Origin of the sequence: Streptomyces diacarni, assembly GCF_003323715.1 — a bacterium.
Classification (GTDB): domain Bacteria; phylum Actinomycetota; class Actinomycetes; order Streptomycetales; family Streptomycetaceae; genus Streptomyces; species Streptomyces diacarni.
In genome coordinates this window covers 1-14,972 of the sequence record NZ_QOIN01000046.1, presented here as the reverse complement: position 1 = coordinate 14,972, position 14,972 = coordinate 1, and the positions used below count along the sequence as shown (strand labels likewise).

Here is a 14,972-nt window from a genome sequence, read left to right as displayed (position 1 = left end):
GACGGGTCGGCCGCGAGTCGAACGGGTCAGCGGTAGGAGCCCTGGGCGCCGGAGGGCGCCGCGTCGGCGAGGCTCTGGAGCAGTTCCGTGACGCGCTTGCCCACCGCGTCGCGGTCGCCCTCCGTGAGCGCCGAGCCCATGCCGCAGGCCACGGCCCCCGCGGCGATCCACTCGGGCGCCGTCTCCACCGTGACGCCTCCGGTGGGCAGCACCGGGGCCTGGGGCAGCGCCGCGGTCACGTCCCGCAGCCAGCGGGGGCCGTGGGCCGAGGCCGGGAAGAGCTTGAGGCCGTCGGCGCCCATCTCCAGCGCCCGGACCATCTCGGTGGGCGTGGCGACCCCGGGGAAGACCGGCGCGCCGTAGCGGTGTCCCGTCCGTATGACCTCCTCGTCCAGGCTGGGCGAGACGAGGAAGTGCGCGCCCGCGTCCACGGCACGCCGCGCTGAGGGCCCGTCCAGGACGGTTCCGGCGCCGATCACGGTCTCCTCGCCGGTCTCGCGCCGCAGCGTGGTGATCGCGTCGAACGCGTACGGCGTGGTCAGCGAGATCTCCATGCTGGTCAGTCCGGCGCCGAGGAGGGTGTCGGCGGTGGCGGTGGCCTTCTCGTAGCTGTCCGCGCGCACGATGGCGAAGACGCGCTGTTCCAGCGCTGCTTTGGTGATCTCCCAGCGGTACACGGCAGTTCGCCGCCTCTCTTGGTCTGTCGGACGCCGGGACTCCGGCCTTCGCCCGGCGGATCGCCGGGCTCGGCCGGTCACCCGGCGCGGGGTGCGGGGCTCAGCGGTGGACCGGATCGGTGCCGCGGGTGAACGCCTCCAGCGCGCGGTCGCGGCCCGCGGCCGTGGGCAGCCCGTCGGTGTCTCCCGGCGCCTGGACGACCAGCGCGGCCACGCACGCCGCCTCGGCGAGCGCGCGCTGCTGGTCGAGCCCGCGCAGCCGGGCCGAGAGCCAGCCTGCGGCGAACGCGTCGCCCGCGCCCACCGGGTCGGCCACCGGGACGTCGAACGGCTCCTGCCGCCAGCGTCCTTCGACGGTGTGGGCGACCGCGCTGTGGTCGCTGTGCTTGACGACGACCGTGCCGGCGCGGCCCAGCGTCAGCAGCGCCTTGGCGCCCTCCTCGGGGCCGGCGCCCAGCAGCAGTTCCAGCTCGTCCTCCCCCGCGAGGACGAGATCGGCCTCGCGCAGCAGCGGGCCGACGCGCCGTATCCACTCGTGTTCCGTGCCCAGCTTGCGGCGGACGTTGGGGTCGAAGGAGACGGTGGCACCCGCCTGCCTGGCGCCCTCGATCAGGGCGTGCGTGGCGCGTTCGGCGTCCTCGGAGAGCATCGGCGTGATGCCGGTGACGTGGACGAGCCGCACCCCGGCCAGCGCCTCGGGGGTGATCTGCGCCGGGCTGAGCAGCGAGGCCGCAGAGCCCGTGCGGTAGTACTGCACGTCGATGGCGCGCTGGGGGTGGCTGTCGCGCAGCAGCAGCCCGGTGGGCGACTCGGGGTCCATCTCGGCGCAGGAGACGTCCACGCCGTCGGCGCGCAGTTCCCGCAAAACGGCCTCGCCCGCGGGGTCGTCCCCCACCCTGCCGATCCAGCGGGCCCAGTGGCCCAGCCTGGCGAGGCCCGCCGCGACGTTCGACTCGGCGCCCGCGACGGAACGCCTGAAGTGCGCCGCTCGTTCCAGGGGAAGGCCGGGCTCGGCGAGCATGAGCAGCATGGCCTCACCGCACGTGACCGCTTCCGGACCGTTTCTCACCGGTAACTCCCCATATCCACCGCCGACGCATCACTCTCTGTGGGGAACGTTACCCGTTCACGGCGGGTTGACCACCCCCGGGGGGCCGGGGCGCCGGTGATGAGAGCCGAACGTTACACGCAAAGCGGCGGCCGCCGTCCCAATACGGGACAACGGCCGCCGCGGAGCCCGGGGCGTGGGGACCCGGAGCTCGGATCCGCGCTCGTGCGGCCTCAGCAGGTGTAGTCGACGAGGTCGAAGGACTCGTAGTGGTCGGCCGTGTAGTAGTCCTCCTGCTCCTCCTCGCCGGTCACGATGCGGCGGGCGCCGCGGTCGTCGGAGCCCGGGGTCTCGACGGTGTACTCGTGGTAGTAGCCCTCGCCCTGGTCCGGGAGGATGCCCTCACGGTTCTGGAAGACGGTGCCGTCCTGCGGGTAGGGGTAGGGGCCGCCCTCTTCGATGAGGTCGAGGGTCTCGTGCGCCTCGGCGGGGAGCTTGGACTCACAGATGTCGCCGACGGCGGCGACGTGCTGGGCCGCGGCCGCGGTGGGCGCCGGTGCGGCGGCGCTCGCCGTGGTGAGGGCGGGGCCGCCCGCGAGCAGGGCGGCGGCGAGGGCGCCCGCGGCGCCGATGCGCTTGATGTGTGGGGGGAATCTCATGGCACCCATGGTGACGCGCGTAGACGACGTGTCAACGGCAAGTACCGGATTTTTGCCGGGCGTTCACGCTGACGCGCCGCCGCGTCGGGCTGCTGTTCCCTTCGCGACGGCGCGCGAGGCCCTGGCCGCCGTCGGCGACCAGGGCCTCGCGCGCCGCTCTTCGACCGGACGAACCCGGGTCCCCAGCGCGGCTGGGAGGCGTGGGCGTGCCCCGAAGGGGCGCGGGGAACGGCGCGACGAGCCACAGTCCACCCGCGGCCCGCGCACTGCGGACAGTGGCACCCCCTTACCGGTCCGGGGGCCGGGAGCCGCAGGTGACCCCTAGCTCAGCTCGGCGTGGCGCGCCGCGAGGCGGCGGGCGCCCTCGTCGGTGAGGGAGCCGTGCAGGCGGAGCCGGGAGATGGCGCCGTCGGGGTAGATGTCCATCCGCACGTGGGTGACCGCCGGCGCTTCCGTCAGCAGGAAGCGGTGGATGGTGTCGGGCTGCAGGCGGGTGCGCGGCAGCAGTTCGGTCCACTCGCCGCTCTCGCCGTCCTTGCCGACGAGGGCCACCCAGCCGGCCGCGTTGCCGCGGAAGCAGGCGGTGTCGATCTCGACGGCGCGCACGCGGCTCTGGCCGGTCAGCGCGTAGCTGATCCAGTCGTTGCCCTTGTCGCGGCGGCGGCGGGTCTCCCAGCCGTCGTTCATCTTCTTCGAGCGGCCGGGGACGATGGTGTTGACCGGCGGGGAGAAGAAGCGGTCGGAGGCGTCCTCGGCGAGGCCGCCGTTCTCCATGGCCACCAGGTCGAAGCTGCCCAGCGCGCCCAGCCACTCGGGGTCGGGCACGACCTCGCCGTGCACCCGCAGCCTGGCGATGCCGCCGTCGGGGTACTGGCGCAGCCGCAGGTGGGTGAAGCGCTTCTCCTCGGTGACGGTGAACCCGTTGGCCGCGTGCCCGCCGACGCGGGTGTGCGGCACCAGGGTCGTCCACTTCACGTCGTCGGCCTGGAGTTCCTCGGGCGAGGGCGAGCCCGGCATCGACGTGGCCTCGACGGAGACGGCCAGCGGGTAGTTGCCGCGGAAGTGCGCGGTGTCGACGACGAGGCCGCGGATGACGCCTGGGGTGCCGAGCTGGATGAGCGCCCAGTCGTTCGCGCCCTCGGCCGGGTGCGGTTCCTCGCCGGAGGCCCCGCGGCGACGGCGGGTCTCCCAGCCGTCCATGATCTTGCCCTTGTGCTGGAAGGCGTTGGGGTCGAACTCGGCGCGCTCGGGGTTGAGCAGGTTCTCCCGCTCGGCGAAGAACTCGTCGTTGGCGGCGATGACAGTGGCACCCAGCCGTCGGTCGACCAGGTCGGGGAGGTGAGCGAAGGGGAACCCGGCCTCCGGCGCGCGGTAGTCGGCGTAGGTGTCGCCGCCCGAGTAGGGCGCCGCGTCTCCCGTGTATCCGGTGTAGCTGGGTGTTCCGGCGGTCTGCGCCGCTGTCATGCTGCCTGCCTTTCGATGAGTCGGCCGGTCTTTCCGGTGGGTACACCGTGGTCGGCCACGCGCTCGCCGCGCAGCCATGCGGAGCGGACGACGCCGTCCAGCGTCTTGCCCGCGTAGGCGGTCACCTGGTTGCGGTGGTGCAGGTGCGCCGGGTCCACGGTGAAGGTTTCCTCGGGTGCGAGGACGGCGAAGTCGGCGTCGCGTCCGGGCGCGATGGCTCCCTTGGCGCCGAGGCCGGCCAGCCGGGCGGGCGCCTCGGACATCCAGCGGGCGACGTCGGTGAGGGCGAGCCCGCGGCGGCGGGCCTCGGTCCAGATGGCGGGCAACCCCAGCTGGAGGGAGGAGATGCCGCCCCACGCGGTGCCGAAGTCGGGGGTCTTGAGGTCGGTGGTGCAGGGCGAGTGGTCGGAGACGACGCAGTCGAGGGTGCCGTCGGCCAGGCCCTGCCAGAGCGCGTCCTGGTTCTCCTTCTCGCGGATCGGCGGACAGCACTTGAACTCGGTGGCGCCGTCGGGGACTTCTTCGGCGGTCAGGGTGAGGAAGTGCGGGCAGGTCTCGGCGGTGAGGCGGAGTCCGTCGGCGCGCGCCTTGGCCAGCAGGGGCAGCGCGTCGCTGGAGGACAGGTGCAGGACGTGGACGCGGGTGCCGTGCCGCTCGGCGAGCTCGATGAGCAGGGCGATGGCGTCGTTCTCGGCCGAGCGGGGGCGGGAGGCGAGGAAGTCGCGGTAGGCGGGGCCGCCCTTCTGGGGGGCGGCGGACAGTGCCCCGGGGTCCTCGGCGTGCACGATGAGCAGCCCGTCGAAGGAGGCGATCTCGGCCATGGCGGCGGAGAGTTGTTCCCGGTTCAGCTCGGGGAACTCGTCCACGCCCGACGGTGAGAGGAAGCACTTGAAGCCGAAGACGCCCGCGTCGTGGAGGGGCCGCAGGTCGGCGACGTTGCCGGGGATCGCGCCGCCCCAGAAGCCGACGTCGATGTGGGCCTTGGGTTCGGCGACCTCGCGCTTGGTGCGCAGGTTGCCGGCTGTGGTGGTGGGCGGGAGGGAGTTGAGCGGCATGTCGACGAGGGTGGTGATGCCGCCGGCCGCCGCGGCCCGGGTGGCCGTCCAAAAGCCCTCCCATTCGGCGCGGCCCGGGTCGTTGACGTGGATGTGGGTGTCGACCAGGCCGGGGAGGAGCGCGTCGTCGCCGACGTCCTCCAGGGCGACGCCGGGTGGTACTTCCGCGTCGTACCCCAGCACGTCCTCGATCCGGCCCGCACCGTTGACGGTGACGGTCGCCGGACGCTCCCCCTCGGGGGTGAGGACGCGCCGTGAGCGCAGGACGAGCCGCACGTCGGACAAACCGACCTCCTTCAGCCTCTTCAACGAAGTGTTGAAACGATCTGTTGAACGAATCCTCATCCGCCGGGAAGAGCCAGTCAAGGGTTCTCCTCTTGGAGAAGTCCACAAAATGGAACTAGAATTTCGCCATACAGAAGGAGACCGGCGTCCGTGCCGGGCGCGTACGGGAGGCGATCCGTAGGAGGCGGCCCGCCGCCCCCACCCCCCGATACCATGCGCCTGACCGCAGGCCAGGAAAGGAACGCGACGTGCCGCCGTCCGCAGAGCGCAAGCCCACCGCCAGTGCAGCCCAGGCTGCCACGGCCCCTGCCGCATCCGGCGGAGTGCAGTCCCTGGAGCGGGCCTTCGACCTGCTGGAAAGGATGGCGGACGCCGGGGGCGAGGTCGGGCTCAGCGAGCTGTCCACCGCCAGCGGGCTGCCGCTGCCCACCATCCACCGCCTGATGCGCACCCTGGTCTCCTGCGGCTACGTGCGCCAGCAGCCCAACCGGCGCTACGCACTCGGACCCCGCCTCATCCGCCTCGGCGAGAGCGCCGCCCGCCTGCTGGGCACCTGGGCCCGCCCCTACCTGGCGCGGCTCGTGGAGGAGACCGGCGAGACGGCGAACATGGCGATGCTCGACGGCGACGAGATCGTCTACGTCGCCCAGGTGCCCTCGCGCCACTCGATGCGGATGTTCACCGAAGTCGGCCGCCGGGTGCTGCCCCACTCCACCGGCGTCGGCAAGGTGCTGCTCGCCCACACCCCCGAGGACCAGGTGCGGGCCCTGCTCGGGCGCACGGGCATGCCCGCGGCCACCGAGAAGACGATCACCACCCCCGAGGGCTTCCTCGAGGCTCTCGGGCACGTGCGCGAGGCCGGCTACGCCACCGACGACAACGAGCAGGAGATCGGCGTGCGCTGCATCGCCGTCACCGTGCCCGACTCCCCCACCTCGGCGGCCATCTCCATCTCGGGTCCTGCCGGACGCGTCACGGACGCCGCCACCGACAAGTTCGTCCCCCTGCTCCACGAGGTCGCCGCCGACCTGTCCGCCGCGCTGGCCAGCTCGGGCAACGGCGCAGGCGGAAACGGCCAGTGAGGCCGCGGGACGGCTAGGAGTCCTTCGCCTCGATGGCGTCCCGCCAGACGGTGACGTCCAGTTTCACGTAGTCGCTGGGGTCGCCCTCGGGAGAGTGGCCGCGGTAGGTGACCAGACCGACGTGCCCGGAGCTCGTCCGCAGACAGAGCTGGGCTCCGGGCGCCAGACGGTTCAGCCTGACGTCGTCGGTGAACCGCGTCTCGTTGCGGCAGGTGGCGAGCGAACCCTTCTGGGAGTTCTTGAGCAGCGACAGCTTGCCGTTCGGCCTGTCGATGCCGAGGCTCGGCCCGTCCGTGCTCACGTTCAGGTACGTCAGCTCCGAGGTCTCGCCGCCCTCGCCCAGCTCGCGCGGTTCGAGAGGATCGTCGGACATGGCCAGGAAGTACTTGTTGGGCAGCTCGATGTCCTTGTAGGCCGCGGGCTCGGGATGGGCCTTCGGCTTCCGCTCGTCAGGGGAGGCCGGGCCGTTCCCCGCCGCGCTGCTCGCGCCCCGGACCAGCTCGACCAGCATCGAGCACCCGCCCACCACGATCAGCGACCCCACGACCAGGCTCACCGCCACGATCTTGAACGCGTTCGACTTGCGGCGCGGCGGCAGGGGCCGCGGAGGACCCGGTGCGCCGTACGGGCCGACGGGGCCCGGAGGTCCGTAGCCGACCGTCGGAGGCGGACCGCCGAACCCGGCGGGCGGCTGCGGGACGGCGGGACCGAAACCGGGGGGCTGCTGCCGCACCCCGGGGCCCGCCGTGGGGGCGGCCGCCGACGGCGCCGGGGCCGGTCCGGGAGCGGCGGGCGTTCCGGGTGCGTGCGCCGTCTCGGCGTCGGCCACGGCCGCGTGGTCCGACGCACGACCCGCGGCGGCCCCGGCCGCCTGCGGGGCGGCTTCGGTGACCGGCTGCGTCGCGGGGTGCGACGACGGGGGCACGGGGGCGGCGGCGCGGCGGGCGATGTCGGCGGCCACGGCGTCCGGCAGCCAGTTGCCCGGGCGCCTCAGCTGCGTCTCGCCGGAGGCCGCCTGGCACATGCGCAGGACCTCGTCCGTGCGCGGGCGGTCCCCCGCCGCCTTGGCCAGACAGCCGCTGACCAGCTCCCGCAGCTCCTGGTCGAGCCCGTCCAGCCGGGGCTCGTCGTGGACGATGCGGTAGAGCACGCCGTGCGCCGTGCCCTCGCCGAAAGCGGGGGTGCCGAGCGCCGCGTAGGCCGCGATCTGCCCCAGCGCGAAGACGTCGGTGGCCTCGGTCACGGTGGAGCCCTCCGCCTGCTCGGGGGCCATGAACGAAGGCGTGCCGATCGTGACGCCGCTGCCGGTGAGCGCCGTGGCGTCGGCGGCGCGTGCGATGCCGAAGTCGATGACGCGGGGCCCGTCGTCGGCGAGCAGCACGTTGGAGGGCTTCAGATCCCGGTGCACGATGCCGGCCCTGTGGATGACCTGGAGGGCTTCGGCGATCCCGGCGACCAGGAACAGCACGGAGGAGACCGGCAGCCTGCCGTGTCCGACGACCGCCTCGGTGAGCGAGGGCCCCGGCACGAACGCCGTGGCGAGCCACGGGTGGTGGCCCTCGACGTCGCTGTCGATCACGGGCGCGGTGTAGAGGCCCTGCACCCGTTCCGCCAGGCGCACCTCGCTCAGGAAGCGGCGTCTGAACTCGGGGTCCTCGCTGAACTCCGGCCGGATCACCTTGATGGCGACGGCGCGCCCGCCGGGCGTGTAGGACAGGTAGACCTTGCCCATGCCGCCGGAACCGAGCCGCGCCGCCAGCCGGTAACCGGCAACCGAAGCGGGGTCCTGGTCGGTCAGTGGCGAGAAGATCTCTGCTGCCGCTCCGTCAGCCATGAACTGCTGCCCCTGGGATAGTCGGTGGCCTGGAAAGACCACAAGACCGTACCCTCAGGTGATCAGTGCGCGGCGCGCGGGGCCGTGCCGAACAGCTCGACGGCCTCGCGGACGGCCGCCAGCGGCAGCGCGAGCGCGCTGACGGAGCCGACCGCGGCCGCGAGCAGCAGCAGTGAGTGAAGCAACTCCTCGGTGGCCGGCGTGCCGGAGTGCACCGAGGCGGCCAGCACGTCCAGTTCGCGCTCCGCCTCGCGGCGGTCACGCAACTCGGCAGGGTAGGCGTCCAGTTCCCGCCGCATCCGGTGCACGGCGCTCCGCAACGCCTCGACCCGCGGATCCACACCGGTGTCCGGCTCGGCGGCCACCGGCCCCCACTGCGCCATCGTCTCGCTCCGCACGCTCTCCCCCCACAGGATCTCCCCGGGACGAGACGCTCGCCCGGAGGTGCCGTTCCTCCGAGCAGTGACCCACGTCGTCGGAGGTTCCGACAGTAAACGCCACTCTCCGCGTGTGGCGCCACACGGAACGCGAGATTCGGGGGTGCATTTTCAATGATCGTCCCCAAGGAGGAGGGCGCGCGTCCCCCTCAGGCTGTAGGCGCACGGTAGAGAGGGACCATGACACGGGAGCCGACACCGGCCGACGGCCGGCACACCGCGGACGCCCACCTGCCCGCCACCGCCCCCTCGCCGGGCACGGCGGCCCCGCGGGTCGCGGGCCTGCTGCTGGCCGCCGGCGGCGGGCGGCGGCTTGGCGGCCGCCCCAAGGCGCTGCTGCCCTACCGGGGCAGGCCCCTGGTGGAGCACGCGGCCGACGTGCTGCGCGAGGGCGGCTGCGATCTGGTGTACGTCGTACTGGGCGCGGCGCGTGACCGAGTGCGGGATACGGCGTGCCCGGCCGGGTGCGTCCTGGTCGACAACCCGGACTGGGAGCGGGGCATGGGCACGTCGCTGCGGACGGGTCTGGCGGCCCTGCCGCGCGACGGCGCCGACGCCGCGCTCGTCCTGCTGGTGGACCAGCCGGGGATCGGCGCGCCGGCCGTCGCCCGCGTACGGGCCGCCTACCGCTCCCCCACCACGCTGGCCGCCGCCGCGTACGAGGGGCGCCGCGGCCATCCCGTGCTGCTGGGGGCCGCGCACTGGGAGGGCGCCGCGCGCAGCGCGCGCCAGGACGCGGGGGCGCGCACCTACCTGCGCGCGCACCGCGCGGCACTGACCCTGGTGGAGTGCGCGGACCTGGCCGACCCCTCGGACATCGACACGCCCGAGGACCTGCACCGACTGAGGTGACCTGCGCACCGCCCCCCTTCCTCCCCTCTCCCTCCCCCTCTTCCCCTCCCCTATCCCGCCGTCCGGACACCCGCGGCCGGGCCGCGCGGTTCGTCCGCGCCCAAGCCGCATGGCCTAGGCGCGTGGTGGCACCCGGGGTCAGCTCAGGGGCGGGTTCCGGGGTCGGATCGGGGTGAGAGATATCTCGACGTCAACAAACTCTTGAAGTTCCACTATGAGGAAACTAATCTCCACTGATCAGAAGCACCTTCCTGTCCCGGAGGTGCCATGGCCGTGTTCCGCGCGCCCGGCGCGGCACGCGGCACCCCGTGCCGTCCCGCTTCGCCCGAGGCCCGGCGGCCGCACATCACGCTGTCTGAAGGAGTGACCCACCATGTCCGCACCAGCGCCCTCTCCGCTGGAAATCGTCGGTGTCGAGACCGGGCAGCGGCCCGCGAGGCAGGACGAGGTGCTGACCGGTGCCGCGCTGGAGTTCGTGGCCGCGCTGCACCGCGAGTTCACCCACCGCCGCGACGAGCTGCTCACCCGCCGGGCCGAGAAGCGCGCCGAGACCGCGCGCACCGCCTCGCTGGACTTCCTGCCCGAGACCGCGCACGTACGCGGGGGCGACTGGCGGGTGGCCGACTGCCCGCCCGCGCTGCTGGACCGCCGCGTGGAGATCACCGGGCCCACCGACCGCAAGATGACCATCAACGCCCTCAACTCCGGGGCGAAGGTCTGGCTCGCCGACTTCGAGGACGCCTCAGCGCCCACCTGGGAGAACGTCATCGGCGGCCAGCTCAACCTGACCGACGCCTACGAGCGCCGCATCGACTTCACCGACGAGCGCAGCGGCAAGAGCTACGCGCTGCGCCCCGCCGAGGAACTGGCCACCGTGGTGGTCCGGCCGCGCGGCTGGCACATGGACGAGCGGCACCTGGTCTGCGACGGCACGCCGGTGCCCGGCGCGCTGGTCGACTTCGGGCTCTACTTCTTCCACAACGCGCAGCGCCTCATCGACGCGGGCAAGGGCCCCTACTTCTACCTGCCCAAGACCGAGTCGCACCTCGAGGCGCGGCTGTGGAACGAGGTGTTCGTCTTCGCGCAGGACTACTGCGGTATCCCGCAGGGCACCGTCCGCGCCACGGTCCTGATCGAGACCATCACCGCAGCGTACGAGATGGAGGAGATCCTCTACGAACTGCGCGACCACGCCGCCGGGCTGAACGCCGGTCGCTGGGACTACCTCTTCTCCATCGTCAAGAACTTCCGCGACGCCGGCTCCCGCTTCGTGCTGCCGGACCGCAACGCGGTGACGATGACCGCGCCGTTCATGCGCGCCTACACCGAACTGCTGGTGCGCACCTGCCACAAGCGCGGCGCGCACGCCATCGGCGGCATGGCCGCCTTCATCCCCTCCCGCAGGGACGCGAAGGTCAACGAGGTCGCCTTCGAGAAGGTCCGCGCCGACAAGGACCGGGAGGCCGGCGACGGCTTCGACGGCTCCTGGGTGGCCCACCCGGACCTCGTGCCGATCGCCAAGGCCTCGTTCGACGCGGTGCTGGGCGACCGGCCGCACCAGAAGGAGCGGCTGCGCGAGGACGTCGACGTCAAGGCCGCCGACCTCATCGCCGTCGACTCGCTGGAGGCCCGCCCCACGTTCGAGGGGTTGCGCAACGCCGTCCAGGTGGGCATGCGCTACATCGAGGCGTGGCTGCGCGGCCTCGGCGCGGTGGCCATCTTCAACCTGATGGAGGACGCGGCCACCGCGGAGATCTCCCGCTCGCAGATCTGGCAGTGGATCAACGCGGAGGTCGTGCTGGACACCGGCCGGCAGGTCACGGCCGACCTGGCGCGCCAGGTGGCCGCCGAGGAACTCGCCGCGATCCGCACGGAGGTCGGCGAGGAGGCCTTCGCGGCCGGCCACTGGCAGCAGGCCCACGACCTGCTGCTGCGAGTCGCCCTCGACGAGAGCTACGAGGACTTCCTGACCACGCCCGCGTACGAGATGCTGCGCGGCTGAGGCGCCTCGGCGGCCCTCTGCCGCCTGCCGCCTCGCACGCGGCACCCACGGGCGGTGACCTGACGGCTGTTCGCCGGTCGGGTCACCGTCCGTCGCGGTAGGTCGACGCGGTATCCAGGACGACGGTTGCGACGGCGAGGTGGGCTCAGGTGACCGCGACCGTCGTGGCCACGGTCGTGCAGAGCATGACCGCGGCGAGGACCGCCTGCATGTCCTTCAGCGCCCTGCGCACGTCCTCCGCCGCCCACTGGCCCTCGGCGATGGACTCCATGCGCGGCGACACCTGCTTGCGGGCCACGTCGGGGAAGGCCGCGGCGTGCAGGTTGGAGGCGTGCAGGAGCGCGATCAGCCCCGTGGTGCGCTCGTCGGGTTCGGCGCCGTCGAGGACGACGTCCGCGAGCCGGTGCCGCAACTCGCGCTCCACCGAGCCGTCCGCCTCCGGATACCGGCGGGTGACGAAGATGCCGAGCGTGCGGTGCTTCTTCTCGGTGATGACGCCGCGGGCGCACAGGTTGGCCACGGCGGCGTCGAAGGCCTTGGCCTGGTCCTTGGACAGCCAGTCGCCGACCTTGGCCTGGTCGTCCTGGGCGGTCCACTCGGTGAGCGCGGCGAGGCGGCCGTCCAGCAGCGCGTCGCCGGTCGGCGTCGGGTCGGTGACGGCGAGCCGTCCCTCGGTGGCGGCCACCCGCCCGGCCAGTGTCAGCTCCAGCAGCGTGCCCCCCGCGACGGCCCAACCCGCGGCGGGCCGGTCCTTGGCCGTGCCGGTGTCGTCGTCCAGCGAGAGCAGCGTGATTTCCTCACCCAACGTGACGGTCATGGGTCCCCCTTGGTGCATCCCCGTTCTTCCAGGTTCCGCTGCCCACCCGCCGCAGACCCAAACGTCACCCACGGCTACGACCAGACGGCACCCAGCGCGACGAAACCGGCGATCAGGAGTGCGAGGAGGCCCAACAGCGGGGCGGCGAAGCGCAGGTAGCGGTCGTAGCCGACCCGGGCGAGTGAGATGCCGCCCATGATGACGGCCGTGGTGGGGACCCACAGGTTCATCCAGCCGCTGGCCGCCTGCCAGGCGGTGACGACGACCGCGCGGGAGACGCCCGCGAAGTCGGCGAGCGGCGCCAGGATGGGCATCGCGAGGGTGGCGTGGCCCGAGGTGGAGGGGATGAGGAAGGCGAGCGGCAGGTTGACGACGAAGATCATGATGCTGAACGGCGCCGAGGGCACCCCCATGGCGGCACCCTCGATGGAGTGCAGCACGGTGTCGGTGATCTTCGCGTTGTTCATGAGGACCGTCACCCCGCGGGCCAGCACGATCACCAGTGCGGGTGAGACGAAGTCGCCGACGCCCTCCACGAACGTCGCCGTGAACCGCTGCTCCCCCATCCGCGTCAGGAGGCCCACCAGGATCGCGGCGCAGAGGAACAGCGCCGCGAGCTGCGGGAAGGACCAGCCGGGTTCCCAGCCGTAGGGGGCGGCGTCCGCGTCGCCGCTCAGCGCGCTCGCCCACGGGATCACCGAGAAGATCATGAAGGCGAAGACCAGCACGACGGTCACCAGGACGGCCTTGTGCGTGCCGGTCAGCGGCGGCGGCTCGGCGGCGTCGGCGCGCACCTCGGCGCGGCCGCGGTCCCCGGGCAGGAAGCCGGACAGCGAGCGCTCGGGCCGGGCCCGTACGCGGCGCGCGTAGCGGACGACGTAGGCGATGGTGACCGCGGTCAACACCACCCACATCGCGGCGCGCAGCACGATGCCGTCGCCGAGGGAGATGTCGGCGGCGGAGGAGGCGACGCCGGTGGCGAACGGGTTGACGGTCGAGCACAGGACCCCGATCCCGGCGCCGAGGATGATGGTGCCGGTGGCCACCATCCGGTCGTAGCCCAGGGCGAGCATCAGCGGGACGATCAGCCCGTAGAAGCCGAGCGTCTCCTCGGCGAAGCCCTCCACGGTGCCCAGCAGCGAGAAGATCAGCATCACACCGACGATCAGCAGCGCCCCGCGCTCGCGCAGCCGGTGGGCGAGGCGGCCGATGCCGCGGTCCATGGCTCCGGTCGCGAAGACGACGGTGATGAAGGCGCCGATGGCGAGCACGAACAGGAACACCCCCGCGGCGCCGTAGAGTTCGCCGACGGCGTCGGGGGCCACCTGTCCCGTCTCGCGGTCCTGGACACCGTAGAGGCCGTTGACCGGCGAGAGGAACAGGTCGGTGAGCCGGTCGAGGAAGCCGAGTCCGGACGGCTCCCTGTGGTAGGTGCCCTGTCGGGGCGCGCCTGCGGCGTCGCGCTCGTAGCGGCCCGAGGGGACGAAGAAGGCGATCACCCACACCAGGAGGGTGACCAGCGCCAGGACCGTCAGCGCGCTGGGGAAGGTGAACCCCCGGCCGCCGTTCCCCGAGGTGTCCTCGGATCCGCTCTTCGGGGCTTCACGCTCCGAGGCTCCGCTCTTCGAGCCTGCGTTCCTCGAAGCTCCGTTCCTGGAAGGGTCCTCGGCTCCGCCCACGCCCCGCGCCTCTTTCCCACACGTTGTCACATCCCGGTGGGAACGCAGCAACACGACAACACGACAACACAGCGCAGCATAACGGTCTCATCGGGACAGAACGGACAGAACTGGCTGAGGGTCCGGTCAGGGTCGCGTCATTCCGCGAGATGAGCAGCCGGCGCTTACCGGGCGGCAGGATGGTCCGCATGATCCGACGCACCCGTACCCGTGGGTTCCTCAGCGCCGCCACCGCCCTCACCGCCGCCACCGCCCTCGGTACGGCGGGCTGCTCCTGGGCGGGTTCCGAGACGCACAACGCCTCGCGGTCGTACACCGTCGGAGCGAAGGGCGACCGGATCGAGGCGCTCGAAGTCGACTCGCACGCGGGTGACATCACCGTCAAGGCCGCCGCCCCGGGGCGGACGAGTGTGGGGGTGACGGAGGACTCCGCGTACGAGAAGTCCAAGCCGCACACCGAGCACTCCGTCAGCGACGGCACCCTGAAGCTGACCGCGGGCGAGTGCTCGGGCGGCGACCGGACGTGCGAGGTCGGCTACACCCTCTCCGTGCCCGCCTCGCTGTCCCTGCGCCTCACCACAGGCGGCGGCTCCATCGTGGTGCGCGGTACCTCGGGCCCTGTGCACGCCACCTCGGGAGGCGGCAGCGTGCGCATGCTGGACTCCGAGGCGAGGAAAGTGGAGGCGAAGACCGGCGGCGGCAGCCTCAGCGGTACGTTCGCCACGGCCCCCGACTCGCTGCGCTACGAGACCGGCGGCGGCAACGCGACGGTACGGCTGCCGCGCGGCCCGTACGCCGTGCACGCCACCACCGGGGGCGGCAAGCGCACGGTGACGGTGGACACCGACCCCGCGGCGGAGCGCAGGATCACCCTGCGCAGTGGTGGCGGAAACGTCTCCGTGCTGCGGGCTGACGCCTAGGCCGTTTCTGATGGCTCTTGGTGATGGATCGGTGTGGTGCTGGGCAGGTGTCCTGCATGGTGCGACGGCATGAGCTGAGTGATGCGCAGTGGCTGAAGATCGAGCCGTTATTGCCGGTCAATGGCAGGCCAGGTGGGCAGTGGGCCGATCACCGGAGGGTG

Annotated in this window: 13 protein-coding genes; 4 read left to right on the top strand and 9 right to left on the bottom strand. The window is 72.6% G+C overall.

The genetic code is table 11. The features are described 5' to 3' along the window. Nucleotides 1-26: 26 nt before the first annotated feature. From DTL70_RS17060 to allB, 5 genes are all read right to left on the bottom strand, one after another. Nucleotides 27-677, bottom strand: coding sequence for a bifunctional 4-hydroxy-2-oxoglutarate aldolase/2-dehydro-3-deoxy-phosphogluconate aldolase (locus DTL70_RS17060; protein WP_114022822.1), 651 nt, complete (start codon nucleotides 675-677; stop codon nucleotides 27-29). Between the two features lie 100 nt (nucleotides 678-777). After that, nucleotides 778-1,707, bottom strand: coding sequence for a sugar kinase (locus DTL70_RS17055; protein WP_114023173.1), 930 nt, complete (start codon nucleotides 1,705-1,707; stop codon nucleotides 778-780). A gap of 251 nt (nucleotides 1,708-1,958) precedes the next feature. Beyond that, nucleotides 1,959-2,384, bottom strand: a complete 426-nt coding sequence (locus DTL70_RS17050) for a guanyl-specific ribonuclease (protein WP_114023172.1) — start codon at nucleotides 2,382-2,384, stop codon at nucleotides 1,959-1,961. 321 nt (nucleotides 2,385-2,705) lie between these two features. After that, nucleotides 2,706-3,848 (bottom strand): allantoicase, encoded by a 1,143-nt coding sequence (gene alc / locus DTL70_RS17045; protein ID WP_114022821.1) that lies wholly within the window; start codon nucleotides 3,846-3,848, stop codon nucleotides 2,706-2,708. Next, nucleotides 3,845-5,188, bottom strand: coding sequence for an allantoinase AllB (gene allB / locus DTL70_RS17040; protein WP_114022820.1), 1,344 nt, complete (start codon nucleotides 5,186-5,188; stop codon nucleotides 3,845-3,847). Before allB ends, alc begins: the two co-directional genes overlap by 4 nt. Nucleotides 5,189-5,436: 248 nt before the next feature. On the opposite strand from allB, the gene DTL70_RS17035 reads away from it, so the two are divergent. Further along, the gene (locus tag DTL70_RS17035; RefSeq protein ID WP_114022819.1) at nucleotides 5,437-6,270 is read left to right on the top strand and encodes an IclR family transcriptional regulator; all 834 of its coding nucleotides are present in this window, start codon (nucleotides 5,437-5,439) and stop codon (nucleotides 6,268-6,270) included. A gap of 13 nt (nucleotides 6,271-6,283) precedes the next feature. On the opposite strand, the gene DTL70_RS17030 is transcribed toward DTL70_RS17035, so the two are convergent. Together DTL70_RS17030 and DTL70_RS17025 are read right to left on the bottom strand one after the other, a co-directional pair. Beyond that, nucleotides 6,284-8,104: a serine/threonine-protein kinase gene (locus DTL70_RS17030; RefSeq protein ID WP_114022818.1), complete on the bottom strand. Its 1,821-nt coding sequence runs from the start codon at nucleotides 8,102-8,104 to the stop codon at nucleotides 6,284-6,286. Between the two features lie 62 nt (nucleotides 8,105-8,166). Further along, the gene (locus DTL70_RS17025; protein ID WP_425470377.1) at nucleotides 8,167-8,502 is read right to left on the bottom strand and encodes a DUF5955 family protein; all 336 of its coding nucleotides are present in this window, start codon (nucleotides 8,500-8,502) and stop codon (nucleotides 8,167-8,169) included. Nucleotides 8,503-8,721: 219 nt separating this feature from the next. Here DTL70_RS17025 and DTL70_RS17020 point away from each other — a divergent pair, with 219 nt between their 5' ends. Both DTL70_RS17020 and aceB read left to right on the top strand, forming a co-directional pair. Further along, a complete protein-coding gene (locus DTL70_RS17020; RefSeq protein WP_114022816.1) occupies nucleotides 8,722-9,393 on the top strand; it encodes a nucleotidyltransferase family protein in 672 nt (223 codons plus the stop codon). Nucleotides 9,394-9,766: 373 nt separating this feature from the next. Further along, nucleotides 9,767-11,395 carry a malate synthase A gene (gene aceB, locus DTL70_RS17015; RefSeq protein ID WP_114022815.1) on the top strand — a complete coding sequence of 543 codons (1,629 nt, stop codon included), beginning with the start codon at nucleotides 9,767-9,769 and terminating at the stop codon, nucleotides 11,393-11,395. 145 nt (nucleotides 11,396-11,540) lie between these two features. Here aceB and DTL70_RS17010 read toward each other — a convergent pair whose 3' ends face one another. Both DTL70_RS17010 and DTL70_RS17005 read right to left on the bottom strand, forming a co-directional pair. After that, nucleotides 11,541-12,212 carry a GOLPH3/VPS74 family protein gene (locus tag DTL70_RS17010; protein ID WP_114022814.1) on the bottom strand — a complete coding sequence of 224 codons (672 nt, stop codon included), beginning with the start codon at nucleotides 12,210-12,212 and terminating at the stop codon, nucleotides 11,541-11,543. A gap of 74 nt (nucleotides 12,213-12,286) precedes the next feature. Beyond that, nucleotides 12,287-13,747 carry a YfcC family protein gene (locus DTL70_RS17005; protein ID WP_245979461.1) on the bottom strand — a complete coding sequence of 487 codons (1,461 nt, stop codon included), beginning with the start codon at nucleotides 13,745-13,747 and terminating at the stop codon, nucleotides 12,287-12,289. 332 nt (nucleotides 13,748-14,079) lie between these two features. On the opposite strand from DTL70_RS17005, the gene DTL70_RS17000 reads away from it, so the two are divergent. Next, the gene (locus tag DTL70_RS17000; protein ID WP_147266786.1) at nucleotides 14,080-14,811 is read left to right on the top strand and encodes a DUF4097 family beta strand repeat-containing protein; all 732 of its coding nucleotides are present in this window, start codon (nucleotides 14,080-14,082) and stop codon (nucleotides 14,809-14,811) included. Nucleotides 14,812-14,972 lie beyond the last annotated feature (161 nt).

Coding starts and splice junctions, on each gene's coding strand:
- DTL70_RS17055 (WP_114023173.1), bottom strand. CDS start 1,707: ATGCTGCTCATGCTCGCCGAGCCCGGCCTTCCCCTGGAACGAGCGGCG.
- DTL70_RS17050 (WP_114023172.1), bottom strand. CDS start 2,384: ATGAGATTCCCCCCACACATCAAGCGCATCGGCGCCGCGGGCGCCCTC.
- alc (WP_114022821.1), bottom strand. CDS start 3,848: ATGACAGCGGCGCAGACCGCCGGAACACCCAGCTACACCGGATACACG.
- DTL70_RS17030 (WP_114022818.1), bottom strand. CDS start 8,104: ATGGCTGACGGAGCGGCAGCAGAGATCTTCTCGCCACTGACCGACCAG.
- DTL70_RS17020 (WP_114022816.1), top strand. CDS start 8,722: ATGACACGGGAGCCGACACCGGCCGACGGCCGGCACACCGCGGACGCC.
- aceB (WP_114022815.1), top strand. CDS start 9,767: ATGTCCGCACCAGCGCCCTCTCCGCTGGAAATCGTCGGTGTCGAGACC.
- DTL70_RS17010 (WP_114022814.1), bottom strand. CDS start 12,212: ATGACCGTCACGTTGGGTGAGGAAATCACGCTGCTCTCGCTGGACGAC.
- DTL70_RS17000 (WP_147266786.1), top strand. CDS start 14,080: ATGATCCGACGCACCCGTACCCGTGGGTTCCTCAGCGCCGCCACCGCC.